Genomic DNA, 18,542 nt, shown 5'->3' on the forward strand with positions numbered 1-18,542 from the left:
AGCCTACGCATGAAAACGTTCAGCATTCTGTCGGTCGTCTGCCTCGTCATCCTGGGCAGTACATGGGCCACCGCTCAAACCAACCGGGGCAATCCGCGCGAGGGACAGGCCATCTATGAAAAGCAATGTCTACGCTGTCATGGAGACAAACTGGATGGGGCCGGTCCGGACGGCCAATACCTCATTGTGCGGCCCGCGAATTTTCAATCCGTCAACTCGCGCGCCAAGACCGACTGGGAACTCCTGATCACAATCGCGAACGGCGCACTCTTCAGTCCGATGCATGGATATCGCGGGAAGCTGACCGACCAACAAATGCTGGACGTCTTGTCGTATATCCGATCGGTCGCGACACCAGACTTCGTCAGCTAGCCGACAGACGCCACAGGCAACGCGATGAGTCGGCAGAGGAGTCTTGACGCAGGTCTGCTCTCGCCTGCCTGTGGCGACCCGGTTCAGAAGTGTCTCCTCACGCCTCCCAACCGACTGTGGACGTGGATGTCTGTGTCCGAGCCGGCTGTCCGCATTGCGACGCCGTCGAAGCATTTCTTCTCGAGCTTCAACGGCATCACCCTGCCCGGCACATTCTGTTGTGAGACCTCTGTCAGGATCAGTCCGCCCTCACTCGTTTGGAAACATTGGCGAGACAGCACGCCGTGCGTCTCAGCAATGTGTCCGCCTTTTAGTTGAAACTGATCAGCGAGACGGGCATGATCGGGCTCGGCATGTTGCTGCTCGTGAAACCGAACCTGCGCTCGGGGTAAGTCATGCAACGTATTCGCCCACTCCACATGCCGCCATCCAGGGACGAAGGTCCCGACTCCGGCCATGTCGTCCTCAGCGACGGCACGACGGCCCTCCTACGCATCGCGCAGCCGGGCGACGCGGATGAACTGCAGCGCTTCGTCGAGCGCCTGTCGCCGGAAGCCAGACGCCACCGGTTTTTCTCCGAAACTGCGCCACCAGCCGAGGTGATCCGCACGCTCTGTGACCCATCCGACCCGCGGCGCAGCCTCACGGTGATTGCCCTGCGCCGGCAGGACGGAGCCCTCCATATCATCGCCTCCGGCTCGTATCATGCACGGACTCCGCATCAGGCCGAAGTGGCCATGGCCGTAGACGATCGGCTCCATGGGCATGGCTTGGGCACGCTGCTCCTGGAGCGACTGGCACTGTTGGCGATCCGTCACGGCTTCACCAGACTCTGGGCCATCACGCATGCCGACAATATGGCCATGCGGGAGGTGTTCGCGTCTTCCGGACTCTCTATGGAAGAACATGTCGAAGGCGGCGACATGGAGGTCGAGCTCTCGCTGACGCCGACCGACCGGAGCGTGCTCAAATCCGAGTGGCGTGAACGGGTCGCCACCACGGCTTCGCTCCGACCCTTCTTCCATCCTCAAGCCGTCGCCGTCATCGGCGCCTCGCGCGACCCCCAGAGTATCGGCTATCGGCTGCTCGACGCGCTGAACAGCAGCGGGTTTCACGGCCGCTGTTACGCCATCAATCCGCATGCCGCCACCATCGCCGGTCTACACACCTATCCGTCGCTTCGTGCACTGCCGGAGCCGGTCGATCTGGCCGTCATCGTCGTCCACAAGGACGCGGTGCTCTCTGTCGTGGACGACTGCGCGGCGACCGGTGTCCGCGCGCTGGTAGTCATCACCGCCGGGTTCGCCGAGACCGGCCCAGATGGACGCCATCTACAAGACCAGCTCCTCAACAAGGTTCGTCAACAGGGCCTGCGCATGGTCGGCCCCAATTGCTTTGGCATCCTGAACACCGATCCGGCCGTGCGGCTCAACGCCACCTTCACGTCCACATTCCCCCTCGCCGGCTCGATCGCTATGTCGTCACAAAGCGGCGCCTTGGGGTTAGCCCTGCTCGCCGCATCCGAACGATTGCAGCTCGGTCTGTCCACCTTCGTCAGCGTCGGCAACAAGGCCGATGTGTCGATCAACGACCTCCTGCAATACTGGGAAAACGATCCTGCGACGCAGGTCATCCTGCTGTATGTGGAATCCTTCGGCAATCCGAGAAAGTTTGCGCAGATCGCCCGCCGGGTCAGCCGCAACAAACCGGTCGTCGTCTTAAAAGCAGGTCGCACGTCCTCAGGCAAACGCGCCGCGGGATCTCATACGGCCGCGCTGGCCGCCAATGAAGTCGGGGTGGAAGCCCTGTTTCAGCAGACCGGGATCCTGCGCGCCGAGACGCTCGAAGATATGTTCGCCTTGGCGGCAGGCCTATCGGATCAACCGCTGCCGACGGGCCACCGCGTCGGGATCATTACGAATGCCGGCGGACCGGCCATCCTCTGCGCCGATGCCTGCGAAGCGAGCGGCTTGGATGTTCCTGAATTGTCGCAAGCGACGATCTCGCACCTGGCCTCATTTCTGCCGCCGTCCGCGGCGTTGCGCAACCCGGTGGACCTGATCGCCTCGGCCGACCCCGAACAATACGCCCAATCCATCACCACACTCTTGAAATCCGACGATATCGACGCCCTCATCATTCTCTACATCGCCGTCACAGCCACCGATGTGGACCCGATCGCCGAGGGCATCAAGAAAGGCATCCTCGCCGCGCGAGCCACAGCGCCCCTCAAGAAACCGATCTACATCGGATGGATGGTGGAAACGGATCGCGAGCGGAGGTTTTCCTTCACGAGCGAAACCATCCCCACCTTCGCCTTGCCGGAACTCCCCGCGCGCACCCTGGGGAAAATAGCCGGGTACGTGCAGTGGCGCGAACGCCCCGCCGGCATGGTTCCGGACTTCGACGATCTGGACCTCTCGACCGTGACCCGCATCTGCCACGAGGCCCTGGCCACGCGTGGAGACGGCTGGCTGACGACGACTGAAACACGAACCCTGCTGAGCGCGATGTCGATTCCGCTACCGGCAGGCGGCGTCGCGACCAGCGCCGAAGAAGCCGCCCGGCTGGCCGAACAGATCGGATTTCCGGTCGCCGTCAAGCTGGCGTCCCACACCCTGGTCCATAAAACGGAGATCGGGGGCGTGCATTTGAACCTTATCGACAAAGCGGCGGTGCGCCGTGCCTATGAACAGATCGCGGCACGACTGGCTGAGGATGCCAGCCTCGATGCGATGGAAGGCGTGCTGGTGCAACCGATGGTGGCAGGCGGCGTCGAAGTCATGGCCGGAATGGTTCAAGATCCCTCGTTCGGCCCCTTGATCGGTTTCGGGCTCGGGGGGATACACGTCGAAATTTTAGGGGATGTGCGATTCCGGATTACGCCGTTGACGGAGCTGGATGCCGCCGACTTGATTCGCAGTATTAAGGGGTATCGCCTCCTGCAGGGTTACCGCGGCCATCCACCTGCCGACGTCGATGCCATCCAGGCCCTGTTGCTCAGGTTGTCACGGCTGGTCGAAGAAGTGCCCGCGATCGTGGAGCTGGACCTGAATCCCATCTTCGCCCTCCCGCCCGGCCAAGGCTGTCAGATCGTGGATGCGAGGATCAGGGTTCAAAAGACTGTTGCGAGATGAACTGTTCGATTGAGACAGAGCGGATCAATATTTGCGCGTAAACGCAGCGTTATTTCTCTGGGCCATGCCTATCTCCCACAGCTGGCCGTTTCGAAATCTGCACCTCCACCTCAGCATGTGTCACCCGTAGGCGTGAATTACGCAACACTGCGCTTACGAGCTGCCCGTCCACGCGCGGTCCGCGGTGAACGTGAAGGAAAGATCTGAGGCTGCCTCTCGACATAGGCATCGAGCAAGCGGCGAATCATGCGCTGGTATTGCGTGTGGTGCCGGGATACTTCGGCCTTGAAGAAGTCTACGCTCTTCCTGCTCAGAGCCAACGTCACTTTGACCCCCTCATCGCGAAACGCCAATTCGGCGGGAGAGGGGAGAAAATCTGGAACGACACGAATCTCGCCCAGAGGCTCATCGCGATATCTTATTTTCGTACTCATAGACGGCCTTTCCCTTTCGCCAATAGCCGGCACCGATGATCCGAATAATTGAGACCCGATAGGCAGCACTTCCTACCATATCCACATATGTCGATTATAGAGAATGATTTCACCTCAATGCAGGGTCTCACGCATACGCAGACCTAGCCCGCGCGGGATTCGCAATCACCGGTGGAAGACTCCGACTTGTGTCCCGCTTCATCCCACACCCGCCGTCTTGCGCCGACATGCATCAGTAAACATTCCGCCGTCTCCAGCAGGTCCCGCACCTGACCGGCGGAGCGATCGGCATAGTGTGCCAGGTCAAAGATCGGGATCTGGAGACAGACTTCGGCGCGATTCTTTCGTTCCGGGGAAAAGATGATGCGATGCGCGGGCGGCTGTGGATGCTCGCAGGGTTTGAGGAGGTCCAGCGTCTGGAAGAAGACCCGGCAGAGCCGTTGCAGGTCGCCAAGAATGTCACGATGCTCGGCATCATCATTAAGCGGCAACTGGGTAGGGTCGTGAAACGCTGCGTAGAGGTTTAACTGGAACCCGATTTGGACCACGTTGCCCGCGCCAGTTTTCACATAGAACGGGTCGTGATCGAAACAGATTTTGCGCGTGACGATCATGTCGCGCAGCGCTTGCTCCGTGGGAAACGCTTGTTCGAGATGTAACTGCATCGGCTTAATCCTCCTCAATCCAGCTACCCGCCGCCGTGACAGGCCAGGCACTCGGCGATGCGACCAGGCCGATGCGCCCCACGCCCCTGCTCATACAATCGCCGCACGATGGGCTCATCCCTGAGCGTCGGTCGGATCGCGACCCTCGCGCCGAATTCATGACAGGCCGTACAGGAACTGGTCCCGGTGGCGCGAAACACAAATTCACCGTGGGGGTTGGTCCTGGCTCGCTCGGTAATCTGAGCAAGCGCCCCGCGATGTTCCGTGTGGCAGGCCGTGCAGGCCGTTCGTTGTGTGACGAGTTCGCGATGCCAGGTCGCCACGGCGGGCGTCGCCCGACTCTCGAAATACCGCTCCGAATGGCACGCCACACAGCGAGCCGGACTGGGTCCACGGAACGGTTCGTGACAATGACTGCACCCGGCCTGGTCGACGTGGTATCGGCTCAGATCTCCAGGAGCCCAAAACGAAGCAGGACTTCTTACGGATCCCCAACCGATCCAGACGAGAAGCACAAGCGTCGCCAGGGCCACCACCGGCACCGCAGTTCTTGGCAGCGGATGGTATCGCATCCGTCACGAGATTCCGGCAAAGAACAGTGCGCCCGCCACATGCAACACCGCAAGCACGAGAAACATGAGCGTCATCGGCGCATGGATCGCCTGCCACACACGGAACGCTTCTTCCTGAGAAGCCATGCCATGCAACTGCGCGTCGATATCGCCGTCGGATAATCCTTCGCGCTGGAGTCGGCGGCGTTGATCGTTGAGGGCTCTCAGGCTGAATGCGTGCACCGCCTGCCCGATGATTCCGCTGAGGACCACAATCACCATGGACAACATCGCCAGGACCGGAACCAACGCGTGATAATGTGCGCCGGAGTGGAGAAAGATGAACAGCGGACCCACCACCCCCGCCACCATGTGAACTCGAAACCAGCCGCGCGGCCACCGACGGGCCGGACTGATTCGCTTGCGCAACGGATACACAAATACCAGCAGAGTCACGGCAAAGCCGATCCAGCCGGCTACATGGCCGTACTGCGTATGCCCAAAGGGGGTGGCCTCGCCGAGGCTCAACAAAGCCTCGAACAGCAGGGCGCCTGCCACCGCCACAACCACGACGGCACTTACGACAAGGATACGCTGCCGGACAGATCGCATACCTCGCTCGCTCAGAACAATCAGAAGAAGAGGCGCGCTGATAGCGTAGGACTTAGCGTCACCGACTCACAGCAGGACATCATCGACCATGGCCATCAGCCATTCGTTCCCTGGCTTACTTCCGATACTTCTCCACGCCTTTATTGCCCCCGGCATGGCACCGCAGACAATCGGCGAATCGTCCGGGGCCATGAACACCTTTGGCCTTGGCCTTGAGTTCTTGAACCAACGCGTTGTCCAGGACATGCGGACTCATCGTCCCGTCCCTGCCGGCTCGATGACAATCCAGACAGGCAGCGGCCCCCGTCGCCCGAAAGATCAAATCGCTATGCGGATTCGCCACCATGCCACCGGTATCAGCCATGGCCCACGCGACCGCCGGCCCCTCCGCTTTCGACGCCATCACGCCACCATACGGCACCGCGTGGGTCCATCGCGGCACGGACGCGACGACCAAGATTCCCAGGATACACACAGCAGCCCCCACGCTCAGCCGACTCATGAGTGCCCGTTCCCACAACAGGCCCGATATCGCTCTTCGGGAATGTCCTTCATCGCCTGGTACAACTCCGCTCGTTCCTGGTCACTGATCACCTGATCGATCGATGGGTAGAGAATGCGCTCTTCCTTCATATTGTGGGATTTTAAAATATCCAGGAGCAGCTGCTCGTCCCGGTCGCTCTCCGGATCCTGTGCCTGAACCTTCCGGTGAATCGCCTCCAGGCAATCGCCGATCATCCGGTGCTCGCTTCGCATGACCTGCGTCGGACCGCCTTCCGCCATGCCTGAATTTTCCTCCCACTTTGGAAACAGCACATCCTCTTCCCAGACAATGTGGCGTTGCAGGCCGAACTTGAAGGCAGCGAACGCCTCCTTCGCCTTGGCAACATCCTGTCGTTTCTGTTCCTGAAACGTGGTGAACAGGGCATCGAGACGGTCGTGGTCTTGCTCGAACGTGACACTGATCTTTCCTTCGGACATGCGGCTCTCCTTGGTTATGAACTGTGCAATGTGTATTCCAGATGGCAGGCGACACAGGCTTTCAGCACATGGTTTCATTGCGGCATGACGGCGCGATGCTCCCGACGGGTATCGGCATCGAGATGAACCGGGGTACGCACGTCCGGAAAGTGAACGGAAAGAGGATCCCGCCTATGCGATCCTGCACCACCGTCCATGCAACCTCCGATAGATATGATTACGGCCAGAAATAAGATCCAGATGCTTCCATTCAACGCGGTTCGTCTTTTTCCAGTGGTCGATGGAAAGCGACCACCCGCCTGATTCGGTCTCGTCCTGATCTCGGAAACAGATCGGTATCGAAACGTCATCATAACCGTCTATGAATCTTGAGTTGCGCCGATACGGTCCGACGCGCGCTGCGGTTCCACGAGTCGGAGCAGCCGTTCGATGCCGATGGGCTCCTCGGCTTGCATTGGAACCAGCGCGACGCGCGTAGCGTAGCTGGTCCGCACCGCCTCAATCTGGGCCAGTTCGAACCCAGCCCGCTGCCTCAACAGGGGTGCCGATGTTGGAGCAGCGGCCAGGCTGTTGTTGATAAGCCAGGCCCACGGCTCAATACCGGCGCGACGCAGTTCGTTCTGTAAACCTGCAGCCTCCAACATGGGCGTGGTTTCCGCCAAGGTCACAATCATCACCTTCGTCCGGTCAGGGTCCCGTAGCCGCATCATCGGCGTGGTGTGGTGCAGAAGCGGATCGATATGGCGGGTGGCCTCGCGGTGATAGGCCCCGGTGGCATCAAGCAGCAACAGAGTGTGCCCGGTCGGCGCCGTGTCCATGACGACGAATTTCTTGCCGGCCTCGCGAATGATCCTGGAGAACGCCTGGAAGACCGCGATTTCCTCGGTGCAGGGCGAGCGCAGATCCTCCTCCAGCATGGCACGGCCCTGCTCATCGAGGTCCTTGCCCTTGGTGTCGAGAACATGTTGCCGATAGCGCATGATCTCCGCGTGCGGGTCGATTCGGCTGACTTCCAGGTTTTCAAGGGATCCGGACAATGTCTCGGCCAAGTGGGCGGCGGGATCGGACGTGGTCAAATGGACGGGAAGTCCGCGTTGGGCCAATGCTACCGCCACCGCAGCGGCGAGCGTGGTTTTGCCGACCCCGCCCTTGCCCATCATCAGGATGAGGCCGTGGCCGGTTTTCGCGATCTCATCGACCAGGGCCGATAACCGCGGTAGATCAAGGGACTGAGCGGCCGGAGCAGTGGTCACAGGAATGGCTTCGTTTCGATCGGAGAAGAGACTGCTCAGCGCCTCGACTCCGACGAGATTGGCGGCCTTGAGCGGGAGACAATCCGTCGGCAGTGCTTGCAGGACGGCAGGCATTGCGGCGAGCGCCTCTTGCTCATGGCGACGGATGGCGGAGGCCAATGTGTCATGCGCCGCGTCGTGTTCCGGCAAGACGCCATTGATCACCAGATGTTGCCTGGCCAGACCGATGGCGGCTAATTCATGATACGTACGGGCGACCTCGGCCAACGTGCCCTTCTGTGCGCGAGCCACCAGAATCAAACGGGTACGGTTGGGATCGGATAACGCCGCGACTGCATCCGCGTAACGCTGCCGTTGCTTATCCAGTCCTGACAATGGACCGAGACAGGATGCGCCCCCCGGGTTGGTGTCGATAAAGCCGCTCCAAGCGCCCGGGAGTTGTAGCAGGCGAATGGTGTGACCGGTCGGCGCCGTGTCGAAGATGATATGGTCGTAGGAGCTGATCAGCGTCTCATCGGTCAGCAGGGCAGTAAATTCGTCGAAGGCGGCGATTTCTGTCGTGCAGGCTCCGGAGAGCTGTTCCTCAATGCTCTTCACCACGGAGTCCGGCAATTGTCCACGAACCGGGCCGACGATGCGTTCGCGGTACTGCTGTGCCGCCAGTTGCGGATCGATTTCCAGAGCGGAGAGTCCGGCAACCGTGGCAATCGCGGTGATGCTGTTGCCGATGGTCTGCCTGAACACCTGACCAACGTTAGAGGCCGGATCAGTACTGACCAAGAGGACCTTCTTGCCCTCTCGAGCCAGACGAATCGCAGTGGCGCAGGAAATCGATGTTTTCCCCACGCCACCCTTGCCGGTGAAAAACAGGAAGATGGGTGCGTGCTCTAGAAACCGCATGCTGCGCTCCTTATGACAGGATGAACTCAGCAGCAGGAGTCGCCACTGCAGCAGCTACCCTCTGCCTGACTGACCGTTGGGACAGCGACTAAACGAGCCCAACGGGTCAACTCAGCCCGGTTGGGATACCGCCCCGCCAAGGCCACTTCACCGTCCACGAGAATCAGCGGGAGCGAACCCTCCCCCGATCGCTCTAAAAAACTTTTCACTCTGGGATTGTTCGCGAACTGCATCGGTTGTTGCCCCAGGTTAAAGCGTTCGATCGTGACACCTTGCTGCTTCGCCCACTCAACATCGGCCGCGAAGGCTACCAACGCCTGATCCACATCGACTCCGCACACACCGGTGCTGCAGCACATTACTCCGTCGTACACCTCAATCTTCGTCATGTGGAACCTCCATGAAATCGTGAAACACGAGTGAACACCAATGCCTATTACGACAGCTGCGCAATGCGGTCGAGTTCAACCGTGAGCTGCTCACGATCATACTTGAGCCGGTCGAGCGGCAATTTCAAGAATGCTTCGATACGGACGCGCAAGATGCGATAGGCCTGCTCGAACTTCGCGTCAATGTCGGCGTCGCTCCCGGTCGCTGTGGCCGGATCTTCCACACCCCAATGGGCACGCAACACCGGACCAAGATAGGCGGGGCAGGTTTCACCCGCCGCGTTGCCGCACACCGTGATAACGATATCCGGAATCGCCGGAAGGCTGGTCCACGACTTGCTGTGTAAGCCTTCGGTCGAGATGCCTTCGCGCCGCAGGAGCGCGAGTGAACGCGGATGGACCGTCCCGGTCGGATGGCTTCCCGCGCTCATGGCGCGCCATCCATGCCCTGCCATAGCATTGAACGTGGCCTCAGCTAACACAGAGCGGCAGGAGTTGCCGGTACAGAGGAACAGGATCTTCACGGTCTTTTCTCCTATCGAATATAATCAGCCGTCGCGCGATCACCGTTATGGCAATTATCACCATCTGATCATAACAAGATTTATTGATATATCAAGAGAGACGCGACAGAGATCTATGCCATAGACAGCAGAAGATGCTGGTGGGCTTCCGGGTGACCAAAGTGGAAACGCCGACGTTCACATCCCGCGAGTAGGCTGGAGAAATCAGCTGGCCGTCCAATTCTGCAACCAGCCTGCCGTTCGCCCTCTGCGCTGAGGCTTCGGCAAGCTGTCCCTCATATCGCTCCTATCCACCATTGTTCGCGACTCTGCTTCCCACATGTGGCTTTCGTGATGTCGCAGGATCAGCCGGGGCTTCCGACGGCTTGAGAATCCCTTCGACGGCCTGCTGCAATCGACGCAGAATGCCCGCGTTGTCGGTGCCCCGGATGTCGACCGACACACCATGCTTCTCATTGAAACCGGTTGCGCGAATGAGTTTCTTGAACAGCTTCTCCTGGGACGGCGTACATGTCAGGCGCGATCCGGCTTCTCTTTCTTGAACGCTTCCTTCCCCGCCGCTAACGCTGCGGCAATCGTCGCCTCGGTTTCCTTCAAATATCGCTTGGCTTCATCAACCGTGCGGGAGAGGTCCGCACGGATCTCTTTGGCCTTTTCCAATACTTCATCCTCTGTCCGGCGCACATACCCTCGCAGCGCGGTACGAGTCTCCGCTCCGGATTTCGGAGTATAGAGAATCGCCGCCACCGCGCCGATGAGGGCGCCGCTCAGAAACGCAATCGACACCCCTACCCCCGAACACCCCTGATGCTGATCAGCCATGATGACCTCTCCTTCTCAACTGCTTGTTTTTTGTAGACCTCGGCCTGCCTCCGAGATAATTCCTTGCTTCTAGAAAGCAGAGGACGTGCCAGGAAACAGTAGTGATAGCGCGAACAAGCCACTGTTTTGGCAAGTATTTTCGGGAGACGGCCACACGTACCGGCCGAGCAGGCATTTCATTGGGGAATTCCAGAACCGGTCCGGACCCGACACTGACGCAAAACGCGCCAGTTGTGAGGAGATCGCTCCGTCCTGCGGCCCGACGGACACCGTGAAAGAAGAGACAGGAACAGGAACGATCCATTCTAGCGAGAGAGTGGCCTGTCAGATCTTGCTGCGGACCCACCGCACAATATCTTGAAGCCCCAACGCGCCGGGCTGTCGCGCCAGTTCACGCCCGCCACGCAGGAGCACCATCGTCGGGATACTGACGATGCCAAACCTCGCGGCCAGCGCCTGTTCTTCCTCCGTGTTCACTTTGGCCAAGCGAACCTGAGGCTCCAGCATCTTCGCGGCCTGTTCATAGGCCGGGGCCATCATCCGGCAGGGACCGCACCAGGGCGCCCAGAAATCCACCACCAGAGGAATTTCCGCGCGCTGCGCATGAAGTTCAAAATCCGCCGCGGTCAACGCGATCGGGTGCCCGGGAAAGAGGGGCGCGTGGCACTGGCCGCAATTGGGCTGCTCCGTCAGGCGAGTTGTCGGAACCCGATTGATACTCCGGCAATGCGGACAGACCAGATGGAGCGTCTCCGTCACAGCGTTACTGGCTCCATGCAGGACCCAGCCCGATTACCGATTGCACTGTTCTCCTTCACAACTCCCGCCACCGCCTCCCATCCCTCCATGCCCCATGCCGCCCATGCCTTCTCGCCGCCCCCTGTGTCCCATCCCTCCACGCGGGCCCATCATCCCTTCACCGTGGCCATGTCCTTCGGCAAACGTGCGTTCATACTGGATCAAGACCCAAATTTCCTCGTCGGTGAGTTGCCCGGCGAACCCGATCATGCTGGTGCCGGGCGATCCGTGCTTGATCACCCAGAAAATTTCTCCCTCCGTGCGATGGCGCCAAAATCCAGGGTGCTGAAAATTGCGGGGGGATGGATTCAGCTGGGACGCCACCGGCCCATCGCCCGCTCCCTCCGGTCCATGACAGTTGGCGCACGTCCCTTTCCCGTGATAGAGGGCCTTGCCTTGTTCAACGATAGCAGGCGCATCAGCCAATGGACTCGTGAGCGCCCTCGCCTCGGCCAGTTTGTCGGCCGGTACCCTGGGCTGGAGCATATGTTGCTGGGCGGTCGAACCCATGGGCATGACCGTCGCCTCTACAACCACCACGACCGCAAGCGCGGCCCACAGCCGGTTCGACCTCCTCTGCATCAGAAATCCAATTCCACCATCTTGCGATGGAAGCGTGTAATCACATTGGGGTCGGGCGTCAGCCTGATCGCGGCTTCCTCCTTCCCTTTGTAGGGCAACAGGTTCAACACATAGCGCAAACTTTCCAGCCGTGCCGCCTGCTTGTCGTTCGCCTTGACGATAATCCAGGGGCTGAAGGTCGTATGCGTCTTGCTGAACATTTCTTCTTTATATCGAGTGTAGGAATCCCACATCTCTTGCGCCTTCTCATCGACAGGGCTGAGCTTCCACTGCTTGAGCGGATTCTGCCGGCGCGCTTCGAATCGATTGGCCTGCTCCTCTTTAGAAATCGAGAACCAGAACTTAATGATCGTGACGCCGTCCTCGTAGAGCATATGCTCGAATTCCGTGACCTGCTGCAAGAACCGCTGATGCTCTTTCTTGCTGCAAAATCCCATCACCGGTTCGACGACCGCGCGGTTATACCAACTGCGGTCGAAAAACACGATTTCGCCTTTGTTGGGCAATTGCCGGATATACCGCTGGAAGTACCACTGTCCACGCTCATCATCCGTCGGCTTCGGCAACGCCACCACACGCATCGCGCGCGGATTCAAATGCTCGGTAAATCGGCGGATCGTGCCACCCTTCCCGGCCGCATCCCGTCCCTCGACAAGAATGGCGATACGCTGGCCATCCGTCTGCACCCAACGCTGAAGCCGGACCAGTTCAACCTGCAGCTGCCGCAGCTCCTGCTCATACAGCAGTGTCTTGCGCACCTCGTCGAGATCGATATTCTTATTCTTGATCAACTGGAGGAGGCCCTTTCGCGTGTTGACGCGTCGGAGATCTTCCTCCGTCAAGGTGCGCCCCGCCTCACCGATCAATCCAGCGGTTACTTCCCCTGCGGGTTGGGTGGGGGGCTGATAGCCATCTCCTTCGCGCGGCACCGCCGTGGCAATAATCTCCAATTCATCCGTTTCCAGTTGCCCGTTGTTCTGCGCGACCGCGGCGATCGCGTCTGCATTGGCGCGATCTTTCCGCCCCTTTGTTTTCCCACCCGATTGTCCGTCGACTGCCATACGAGTACCCATCTCCTTCCCGGCGAATTAAAACGCCACGTTCCGGTCACGTTCGGCCACGGCCTTGATGTAATCCGGCATACCTTTAATAACGGCCCCTGTCACGAGATCACCCGGACCGATCTGCCGGGCGACGGCACAGGCTGCGCAGACCCAAATTGGAATCTGAGCGGCTTGGACGGCTGCCAGCACATCTTTTAGCGGCGTCAAATTCACGCCCACGATATGATCCGCCGACCCTTTGCGCGCTGAAGTCACCGCCTCGTTCCACAACCACAATACCACATCGTGGCCCTGCTCCTTGGCGGTCTTGGCGGCCATGAAGGGAAGAGATGCCATTGTCGGATCGTCCGTGCCCCGACTCCCTGAAATGATAAACATCGCCATTCGATCGTCCTCCATCAATAGACGTGGCGCACCGCCCGATGACGGTGCGCCACGAGAGTCCTCTTCGCTGCTCGCTACTTCGCCAAACTTCTTACGTAGGCGATCAACTGCCACACCTGGTCATCCGGCAACCCGGCGAACGACATCATACCGGTTCCCGGCGAGCCGTTCTTGATGATCCAGAACAGTTGCCCGTCCGGAAGATCTTTCATCATCGAGCCGCACGTAAAGTTTCGCGGCGGAGGAATCAATGCCGCCCCCATGAAGCCCTGCCCATTGCCCTTCTCTCCATGACACATCGCACAGGCCACCGGCTGGGCCGTCTGAAGAAACAGCGTTTTCCCTGCCTGGATAGCCGCGTCCGAATGTGGCAACGGATTGGTTTTGGAGAGGAAATCAGCCGGCGCCTTCGCCGTTTTCCTCGGCTGCGGGCACACGCCGGTCGGGCCTTCGCCGCTTCCCGCCGCCTGCGCCACCTCTGCTCCGCCCTTGAAGGTGGCTCGTAAATAGGCCATCACGTCCGCCACGCCCTGTTGCCCGAAAGTCAGATTCCAGTAGGGCATATTCGGCGATTTTCCCATCGCCGCACCGCCATGATTGATCACATTGTAGAGGTAATCGGTCGGCACCTTGTCGAAGGGGATGTTCGCATGGATCGCCGGCTTCGGCTCCAGACCGGATGCAGCGGGCCCATCGCCCTTTCCAGTCGCACCGTGACATTGCGAACAATACTCCTTGTACAACACCTTCCCCCGATCCGCACTCGCCATCCCGAACTCCGGAGCCGTCCAAGGCTCGTAATATTTGAAGTCCTTCACTCCCTGCACCATGAGGAACCCGATGACGGCCCGAAGCTGCGGTTCCGTCGCATCGGCCAGAAATTCTCCGCTGTGAGGAGTAAAGTCCTGCGGATTCTGCCCGAACCGGAAGAGCCAGTCCTTGTCATACCGCTGACCGGCTGCCACCAGCGAGGCGCTCTGCGGTCCGCCGATGAGTTTACCATTCTCCTCGATCAGGTGACAGCCAAGACACGCGTGGGCCTTATAAGCCATACCGCCGAACGTGGCATCGAACTTACTGACCTTCGAGAGATCAAAGGCGCCGACCTTCACCCGAGGATCCTTGTTGTGCTGCTCAAAATACTCGGCGAGACCCTGCGCTTCTTCCTCGCTGACCACCGGGTGTCGCGTCGGCCCCTCAGACAAATCCCATCGATACCCTTTGGGGTACAGCGGAGCCTCTTTCCCTGTCAGGTATCGAAGCAGCCACGTGCGCTGATACTTGCTCCCGGCCCAGATCAGATCAGGGGCCTTTAACTTGAAGCGCGAATCCTCTTTCCCTTCGAGGCGGTGACATCCGGCGCAGTTATTCTGAATCAGCTCTTTGACACGAGTCTGATCACTGCCCAACAAAAGTCTGGGGAACGACAACAACCCCACCACAAACACCAAGGCACATCCGATCAGCACCGTCCGTCTTCCACCCATGAGGCACTCCTTTCGTATGCGACTGTGGATTCGCCGGCTTATCGTGTGACAAGCCAAGCATGAATATCCGCGATCTCCTGGTGATTCAACACTGCGCCCCAGGCCGGCATAGGACCACGACCATGGAGTACCGTTTCCCAAAATGCTCCTTCGTTCTTCAAGATCGTATTACGCGCCAGTTTCGGTCCCGCACCGCCGACCGCGCCTTCGCCATGGCAGGCTTGGCAATTATGTGCAAACAGCCTCGCCCCTCTCGCCGCCACACCGGTCAATGGACCATCAGTCGTGGCACTTTGCGCACGAGACGGTTCCATGGTCGCCAACTCGTGCTCAAAGGACGGCAACTGGTCCGGCGCGCCGGGGTGATTTCGCCCAGCGAGATATCGCACCAGCAATGCCGCATCGTCCGGGGAAAGGTCGGCGCCCCAATGCACCATCTTCTCCACCGTGACCGTCCAGCGATCCTGCGGCAACCGTTGCTGAGCGATCAGGTCGGTGGTATGGCACACCGCGCAGCGGGCGAGGATCAACGTGGCCGCTTGGCGTGCCAGGGCAGGGTCGACGGTAGCGCGCTCCTCTTCCTGGGCAGGTGCGACGGCAAACGCGCCAAGCATAACCAGCAGCACAATGAGTGCAGAGAACGCAAAGCCGGAGGACGTTGGTACCAGTCTCATGCCGCCACCGTGACGGTCAAGCGATCCCACCCATTCCAGAGAAATCCGCCCGGATTCCACGGACTCGTCACCGGTTGCTCCTCTCCTTGCGCATCCCTGGCGCGGCAGAGAATGGCGGTAGGCCCCAGGGCGCGAGCCTGCCACACGAATTGCCATTGCCGCCAGGCGTAGGGCTGCTCCTCTCCCAGCAGGCGTGCCGTCTCCCAGGTACGGCCGTCGTCGCAGGACACCTCGACGTTGGCCACCGCCGCCTCACCGGCCCATGCGACTCCCCGGATCGTCACCGGACCGGGCCTCACCGTCTCGCCCTCCGCCGGTGCGGCGATGAGCGATTTCACGAGCATTCGTTCCACGGGCACCATCGCACTTCCCGGCAGCCCGGATGACAGCCGAACGGCCGTTTCCGGAATGCGATAGGCTTGCTGCATGTAATAACCAGGCGTTTCATCCGCTCGAACCGTAATCTCGGTCAGCCACTTCATGCAGGATTCCGCCATCCAACCGGGAGTGATCACTCGCAACGGCGCACCATGCAGCAACGGCAGCGGCCGCCCATTCATTTCATACGCCAAGAGCGTGTCGGGATGAAGCGCCTTGGCCAGGGGAATACTTCGTGTAAACAGCGGCACCGTGGCCAGCACCGGTCGATCCGCCCCTTGCAACTGCACGTGCAGTCCTTGAAGTTTCACTCCGGCTCGCTGCAACACATCACGCAGACGTACCCCGGTCCATTGTGCGTTGCCGACCGCGCCGCGTTCCCACTGGACTCCCGGCACTTTGGGACGATGGTGTGCACGCCCGTTCCCGCTGCATTGGAGCACGGCCGTCAGGGTGGCGGCTTCAAATTGCTGGAGGTCTTTCAGGCTGAGCGTCAGCTCTTCTTTGACCAGTCCTTTGACCGTCAGTCGCCAGGCGTCGGGCTGTATCGACTCGGCGGAAGGAGGGCCGAAATGACTGCGCACAAAAAACCGTTCGTTCGGTGTCAACCAGGAGGCAAATTCCCGGACAGGCGTTTCCGCATCGAAGGGCCGCGTGACCCGCACCGTGAGGGGACCGGACGCCTCGCCCGACCCGACTTCAACCGCCTGGCCCTTACCACCCAGAACCAACGCAGCCCCAGCCCCTTGCAATAATGTGCGTAACAACGCGCGACGGGAAAGCTTCATAGGTAACCCTTACGTCGACGTCTCCACATGACTGTGTGGGTTCAGGTCAATGGCGATATTGATCGGCAGGGCGAGGGATTGATGCACGGTGCAGCCGTGCGCCACCTTCAGCAGCCGGTCTCTCAGCTCCGGTGTCACTCGATGGGGCAGGCGAATAGCCAGCATGATCTGCCCGACTCGATGCGGCGATTCCGCCATCGCCCATTCGGCCTCCACCTTCAGCCCTTCGCGTGAAATATCGTGCCGCGCACAGAACTGGCCGACAAAATACCCGACGCAACTGGCGACGGAGCCGACAAACAATTCCACGGGACTCATCCCGGCATCGCCTCCCCCATCCTCAACCGGCTGATCCGTCACAATCCTGTGCCGGTCGCTGAGGATGTCATAGCGCGTGCCCCCCTGGTACGCCACGCTCAGTTTCATCTCGTCCTCCTCCGCTCGTATCGCACACGCCACCTCTCGGTATTCTTTGCCAATACGGATGCGTCACGAGATACGCATTCCAGGCGCGTTTCGCGCGTCTAATAGGGCACATCCGCCGGTTTTTCCCCCTTCGGCGAATCATGGCCCTTCTCCTGAAAGTCCGGACGCGGTTGGGAGTTCACATACGCCGCCACATCATAGGCATCCTGATCAGACAGGGCCCACCCCCTGGTCCGCGGCATGTTTGATTTGATGAAGGAGGCGGCCACCGGCACTCGCGCCATTTCCGCCCCGACCGTATAGGACTGTGGTCCCCACAAAGGCGGCGCCGCCATCGTGCCCTGCCCATCAGCCCCGTGACAAAACGCGCAACGGGCAGTGAAGACTTTGCCCCCGTTGACCCCATCCGGCGGCTTGGGGGATTGAATCCTCGAGATACCGCGCCAGGCCATCCGGCTGCCGGGCGGGACATCCTTCGATAACCACTCGATATAGGCCACGATCGCTTGGAGCTTGTGACTCTCTTGCGGGATCGGCTTGCCGTTCAGGTTGCGCTCAAAACATTCATTGATACGGTCGGCCAACGTCACCACGCGACCGGTCCGGGCACGATATTCCGGATAGGCCCGCGCGAGACCGACATAGGAGGACGAATTGGGATCGAGCCCCGCGTCCAAATGACAATTGGCGCAGGTAAGTCGATTCCCTACGTAGGGGGCGGCGAATTCCTGCGTACGGACGACGAGCTCATACCCCAGCCGGATCTGCTCCCCGCGCTGCCCGCCGGGGATGGAATCGGGCGAGGGGTGGCTGAAGAGGGCCTCCAACCCGTCAGGCCCAGCGTGATTCACCGCAGACTGTGCGCCGCTTCGGGTGTCCTTCGATTCGACGCAACCTGCGATGACTCCGACGATCACCATGGCACTCAACAATATGACTCTCATACTCAGATGGTCACGCAAACTACATACCACACCGACATCAAATCGTCGAAAAGAATTGGCTTTTGGACTGCATGACAGAAGCGTGTAGGCCTCTACACTTGGCGAGAAAGGCTACAGTCCACTCGGCTCTCTGCGGCATCGTGCTACAGCGAACGCTGCAGACAGATCCTCCTAGAACTGTAGGATTAGGGCCAGATTGAGTGGAAAGGATTCAGAATATTAAACGTATGCTTCTGAGGCGCCATCAGCCTTGGACGACGAGCAGCCAGGGGACCCGAGACCGGCGTCGCGCGCGGATGACATCGCTCTCAGGCGCCCCGGTCCGAATGTACCGAATCACGTCCCGCTCCGCGCTTGCCGTCGACAAAGGCGCAGAC

General features: G+C 60.1%; 22 protein-coding genes. 2 read left to right on the forward strand and 20 right to left on the reverse strand.

Annotation, left to right across the window (positions count from 1 at the left end; translation table 11 throughout):
• The first annotated feature begins 9 nt into the window (after positions 1–9).
• Both V9G17_07535 and V9G17_07540 read left to right on the forward strand, forming a co-directional pair.
• The gene (locus V9G17_07535) at positions 10–372 is read left to right on the forward strand and encodes a cytochrome c (GenBank protein ID MEI2752442.1); all 363 of its coding nucleotides are present in this window, start codon (positions 10–12) and stop codon (positions 370–372) included.
• Between the two features lie 419 nt (positions 373–791).
• Positions 792–3,509 carry a GNAT family N-acetyltransferase gene (locus V9G17_07540; protein ID MEI2752443.1) on the forward strand — a complete coding sequence of 906 codons (2,718 nt, stop codon included), beginning with the start codon at positions 792–794 and terminating at the stop codon, positions 3,507–3,509.
• 137 nt (positions 3,510–3,646) lie between these two features.
• On the opposite strand, the gene V9G17_07545 is transcribed toward V9G17_07540, so the two are convergent.
• The 20 genes from V9G17_07545 to V9G17_07640 form a co-directional block, all read right to left on the reverse strand.
• Positions 3,647–3,943 carry a hypothetical protein gene (locus V9G17_07545; protein ID MEI2752444.1) on the reverse strand — a complete coding sequence of 99 codons (297 nt, stop codon included), beginning with the start codon at positions 3,941–3,943 and terminating at the stop codon, positions 3,647–3,649.
• Positions 3,944–4,086: 143 nt separating this feature from the next.
• Positions 4,087–4,608 (reverse strand): hypothetical protein, encoded by a 522-nt coding sequence (locus tag V9G17_07550; protein MEI2752445.1) that lies wholly within the window; start codon positions 4,606–4,608, stop codon positions 4,087–4,089.
• 23 nt (positions 4,609–4,631) lie between these two features.
• Positions 4,632–5,180: a hypothetical protein gene (locus tag V9G17_07555; GenBank protein MEI2752446.1), complete on the reverse strand. Its 549-nt coding sequence runs from the start codon at positions 5,178–5,180 to the stop codon at positions 4,632–4,634.
• Positions 5,181–5,183: 3 nt separating this feature from the next.
• Positions 5,184–5,771: a hypothetical protein gene (locus V9G17_07560; protein MEI2752447.1), complete on the reverse strand. Its 588-nt coding sequence runs from the start codon at positions 5,769–5,771 to the stop codon at positions 5,184–5,186.
• A gap of 115 nt (positions 5,772–5,886) precedes the next feature.
• Positions 5,887–6,273 carry a hypothetical protein gene (locus V9G17_07565; GenBank protein ID MEI2752448.1) on the reverse strand — a complete coding sequence of 129 codons (387 nt, stop codon included), beginning with the start codon at positions 6,271–6,273 and terminating at the stop codon, positions 5,887–5,889.
• Positions 6,270–6,752, reverse strand: coding sequence for a hemerythrin domain-containing protein (locus V9G17_07570; GenBank protein ID MEI2752449.1), 483 nt, complete (start codon positions 6,750–6,752; stop codon positions 6,270–6,272). The genes V9G17_07565 and V9G17_07570 overlap by 4 nt, the downstream gene beginning before the upstream one ends.
• Before the next feature lie 359 nt (positions 6,753–7,111).
• On the reverse strand, positions 7,112–8,905 hold the full coding sequence (gene arsA, locus V9G17_07575) for an arsenical pump-driving ATPase (protein MEI2752450.1): 1,794 nt from the start codon (positions 8,903–8,905) through the stop codon (positions 7,112–7,114).
• Between the two features lie 26 nt (positions 8,906–8,931).
• Entirely contained in the window at positions 8,932–9,294 is a 363-nt protein-coding gene (gene arsD / locus V9G17_07580) for an arsenite efflux transporter metallochaperone ArsD (GenBank protein MEI2752451.1), read from the reverse strand.
• 47 nt (positions 9,295–9,341) lie between these two features.
• Positions 9,342–9,818, reverse strand: coding sequence for an arsenate reductase ArsC (locus V9G17_07585; GenBank protein ID MEI2752452.1), 477 nt, complete (start codon positions 9,816–9,818; stop codon positions 9,342–9,344).
• Positions 9,819–10,104: 286 nt separating this feature from the next.
• On the reverse strand, positions 10,105–10,260 hold the full coding sequence (locus V9G17_07590) for a hypothetical protein (GenBank protein MEI2752453.1): 156 nt from the start codon (positions 10,258–10,260) through the stop codon (positions 10,105–10,107).
• 71 nt (positions 10,261–10,331) lie between these two features.
• Positions 10,332–10,640, reverse strand: coding sequence for a YtxH domain-containing protein (locus V9G17_07595; GenBank protein ID MEI2752454.1), 309 nt, complete (start codon positions 10,638–10,640; stop codon positions 10,332–10,334).
• Positions 10,641–10,964: 324 nt separating this feature from the next.
• Positions 10,965–11,399: a thioredoxin TrxC gene (gene trxC / locus V9G17_07600; GenBank protein ID MEI2752455.1), complete on the reverse strand. Its 435-nt coding sequence runs from the start codon at positions 11,397–11,399 to the stop codon at positions 10,965–10,967.
• A 33-nt stretch (positions 11,400–11,432) separates the two neighbouring features.
• Positions 11,433–12,020 (reverse strand): c-type cytochrome, encoded by a 588-nt coding sequence (locus tag V9G17_07605; GenBank protein MEI2752456.1) that lies wholly within the window; start codon positions 12,018–12,020, stop codon positions 11,433–11,435.
• The gene (gene ppk2 / locus V9G17_07610) at positions 12,020–13,081 is read right to left on the reverse strand and encodes a polyphosphate kinase 2 (GenBank protein ID MEI2752457.1); all 1,062 of its coding nucleotides are present in this window, start codon (positions 13,079–13,081) and stop codon (positions 12,020–12,022) included. Before ppk2 ends, V9G17_07605 begins: the two co-directional genes overlap by 1 nt.
• A 27-nt stretch (positions 13,082–13,108) precedes the next feature.
• On the reverse strand, positions 13,109–13,468 hold the full coding sequence (locus V9G17_07615; protein MEI2752458.1) for a DsrE family protein: 360 nt from the start codon (positions 13,466–13,468) through the stop codon (positions 13,109–13,111).
• 74 nt (positions 13,469–13,542) lie between these two features.
• Entirely contained in the window at positions 13,543–14,955 is a 1,413-nt protein-coding gene (locus V9G17_07620) for a c-type cytochrome (GenBank protein MEI2752459.1), read from the reverse strand.
• Between the two features lie 38 nt (positions 14,956–14,993).
• Positions 14,994–15,629, reverse strand: coding sequence for a c-type cytochrome (locus tag V9G17_07625; protein ID MEI2752460.1), 636 nt, complete (start codon positions 15,627–15,629; stop codon positions 14,994–14,996).
• Positions 15,626–16,795 (reverse strand): sulfite oxidase, encoded by a 1,170-nt coding sequence (locus V9G17_07630; protein MEI2752461.1) that lies wholly within the window; start codon positions 16,793–16,795, stop codon positions 15,626–15,628. The genes V9G17_07625 and V9G17_07630 overlap by 4 nt, the downstream gene beginning before the upstream one ends.
• A 9-nt stretch (positions 16,796–16,804) precedes the next feature.
• Positions 16,805–17,221, reverse strand: coding sequence for an OsmC family protein (locus V9G17_07635; protein MEI2752462.1), 417 nt, complete (start codon positions 17,219–17,221; stop codon positions 16,805–16,807).
• Between the two features lie 98 nt (positions 17,222–17,319).
• Positions 17,320–18,165, reverse strand: a complete 846-nt coding sequence (locus tag V9G17_07640; protein MEI2752463.1) for a c-type cytochrome — start codon at positions 18,163–18,165, stop codon at positions 17,320–17,322.
• Positions 18,166–18,542 lie beyond the last annotated feature (377 nt).

Source organism: Nitrospira sp., from assembly GCA_037045225.1.
Lineage (GTDB): Bacteria > Nitrospirota > Nitrospiria > Nitrospirales > Nitrospiraceae > Nitrospira_A.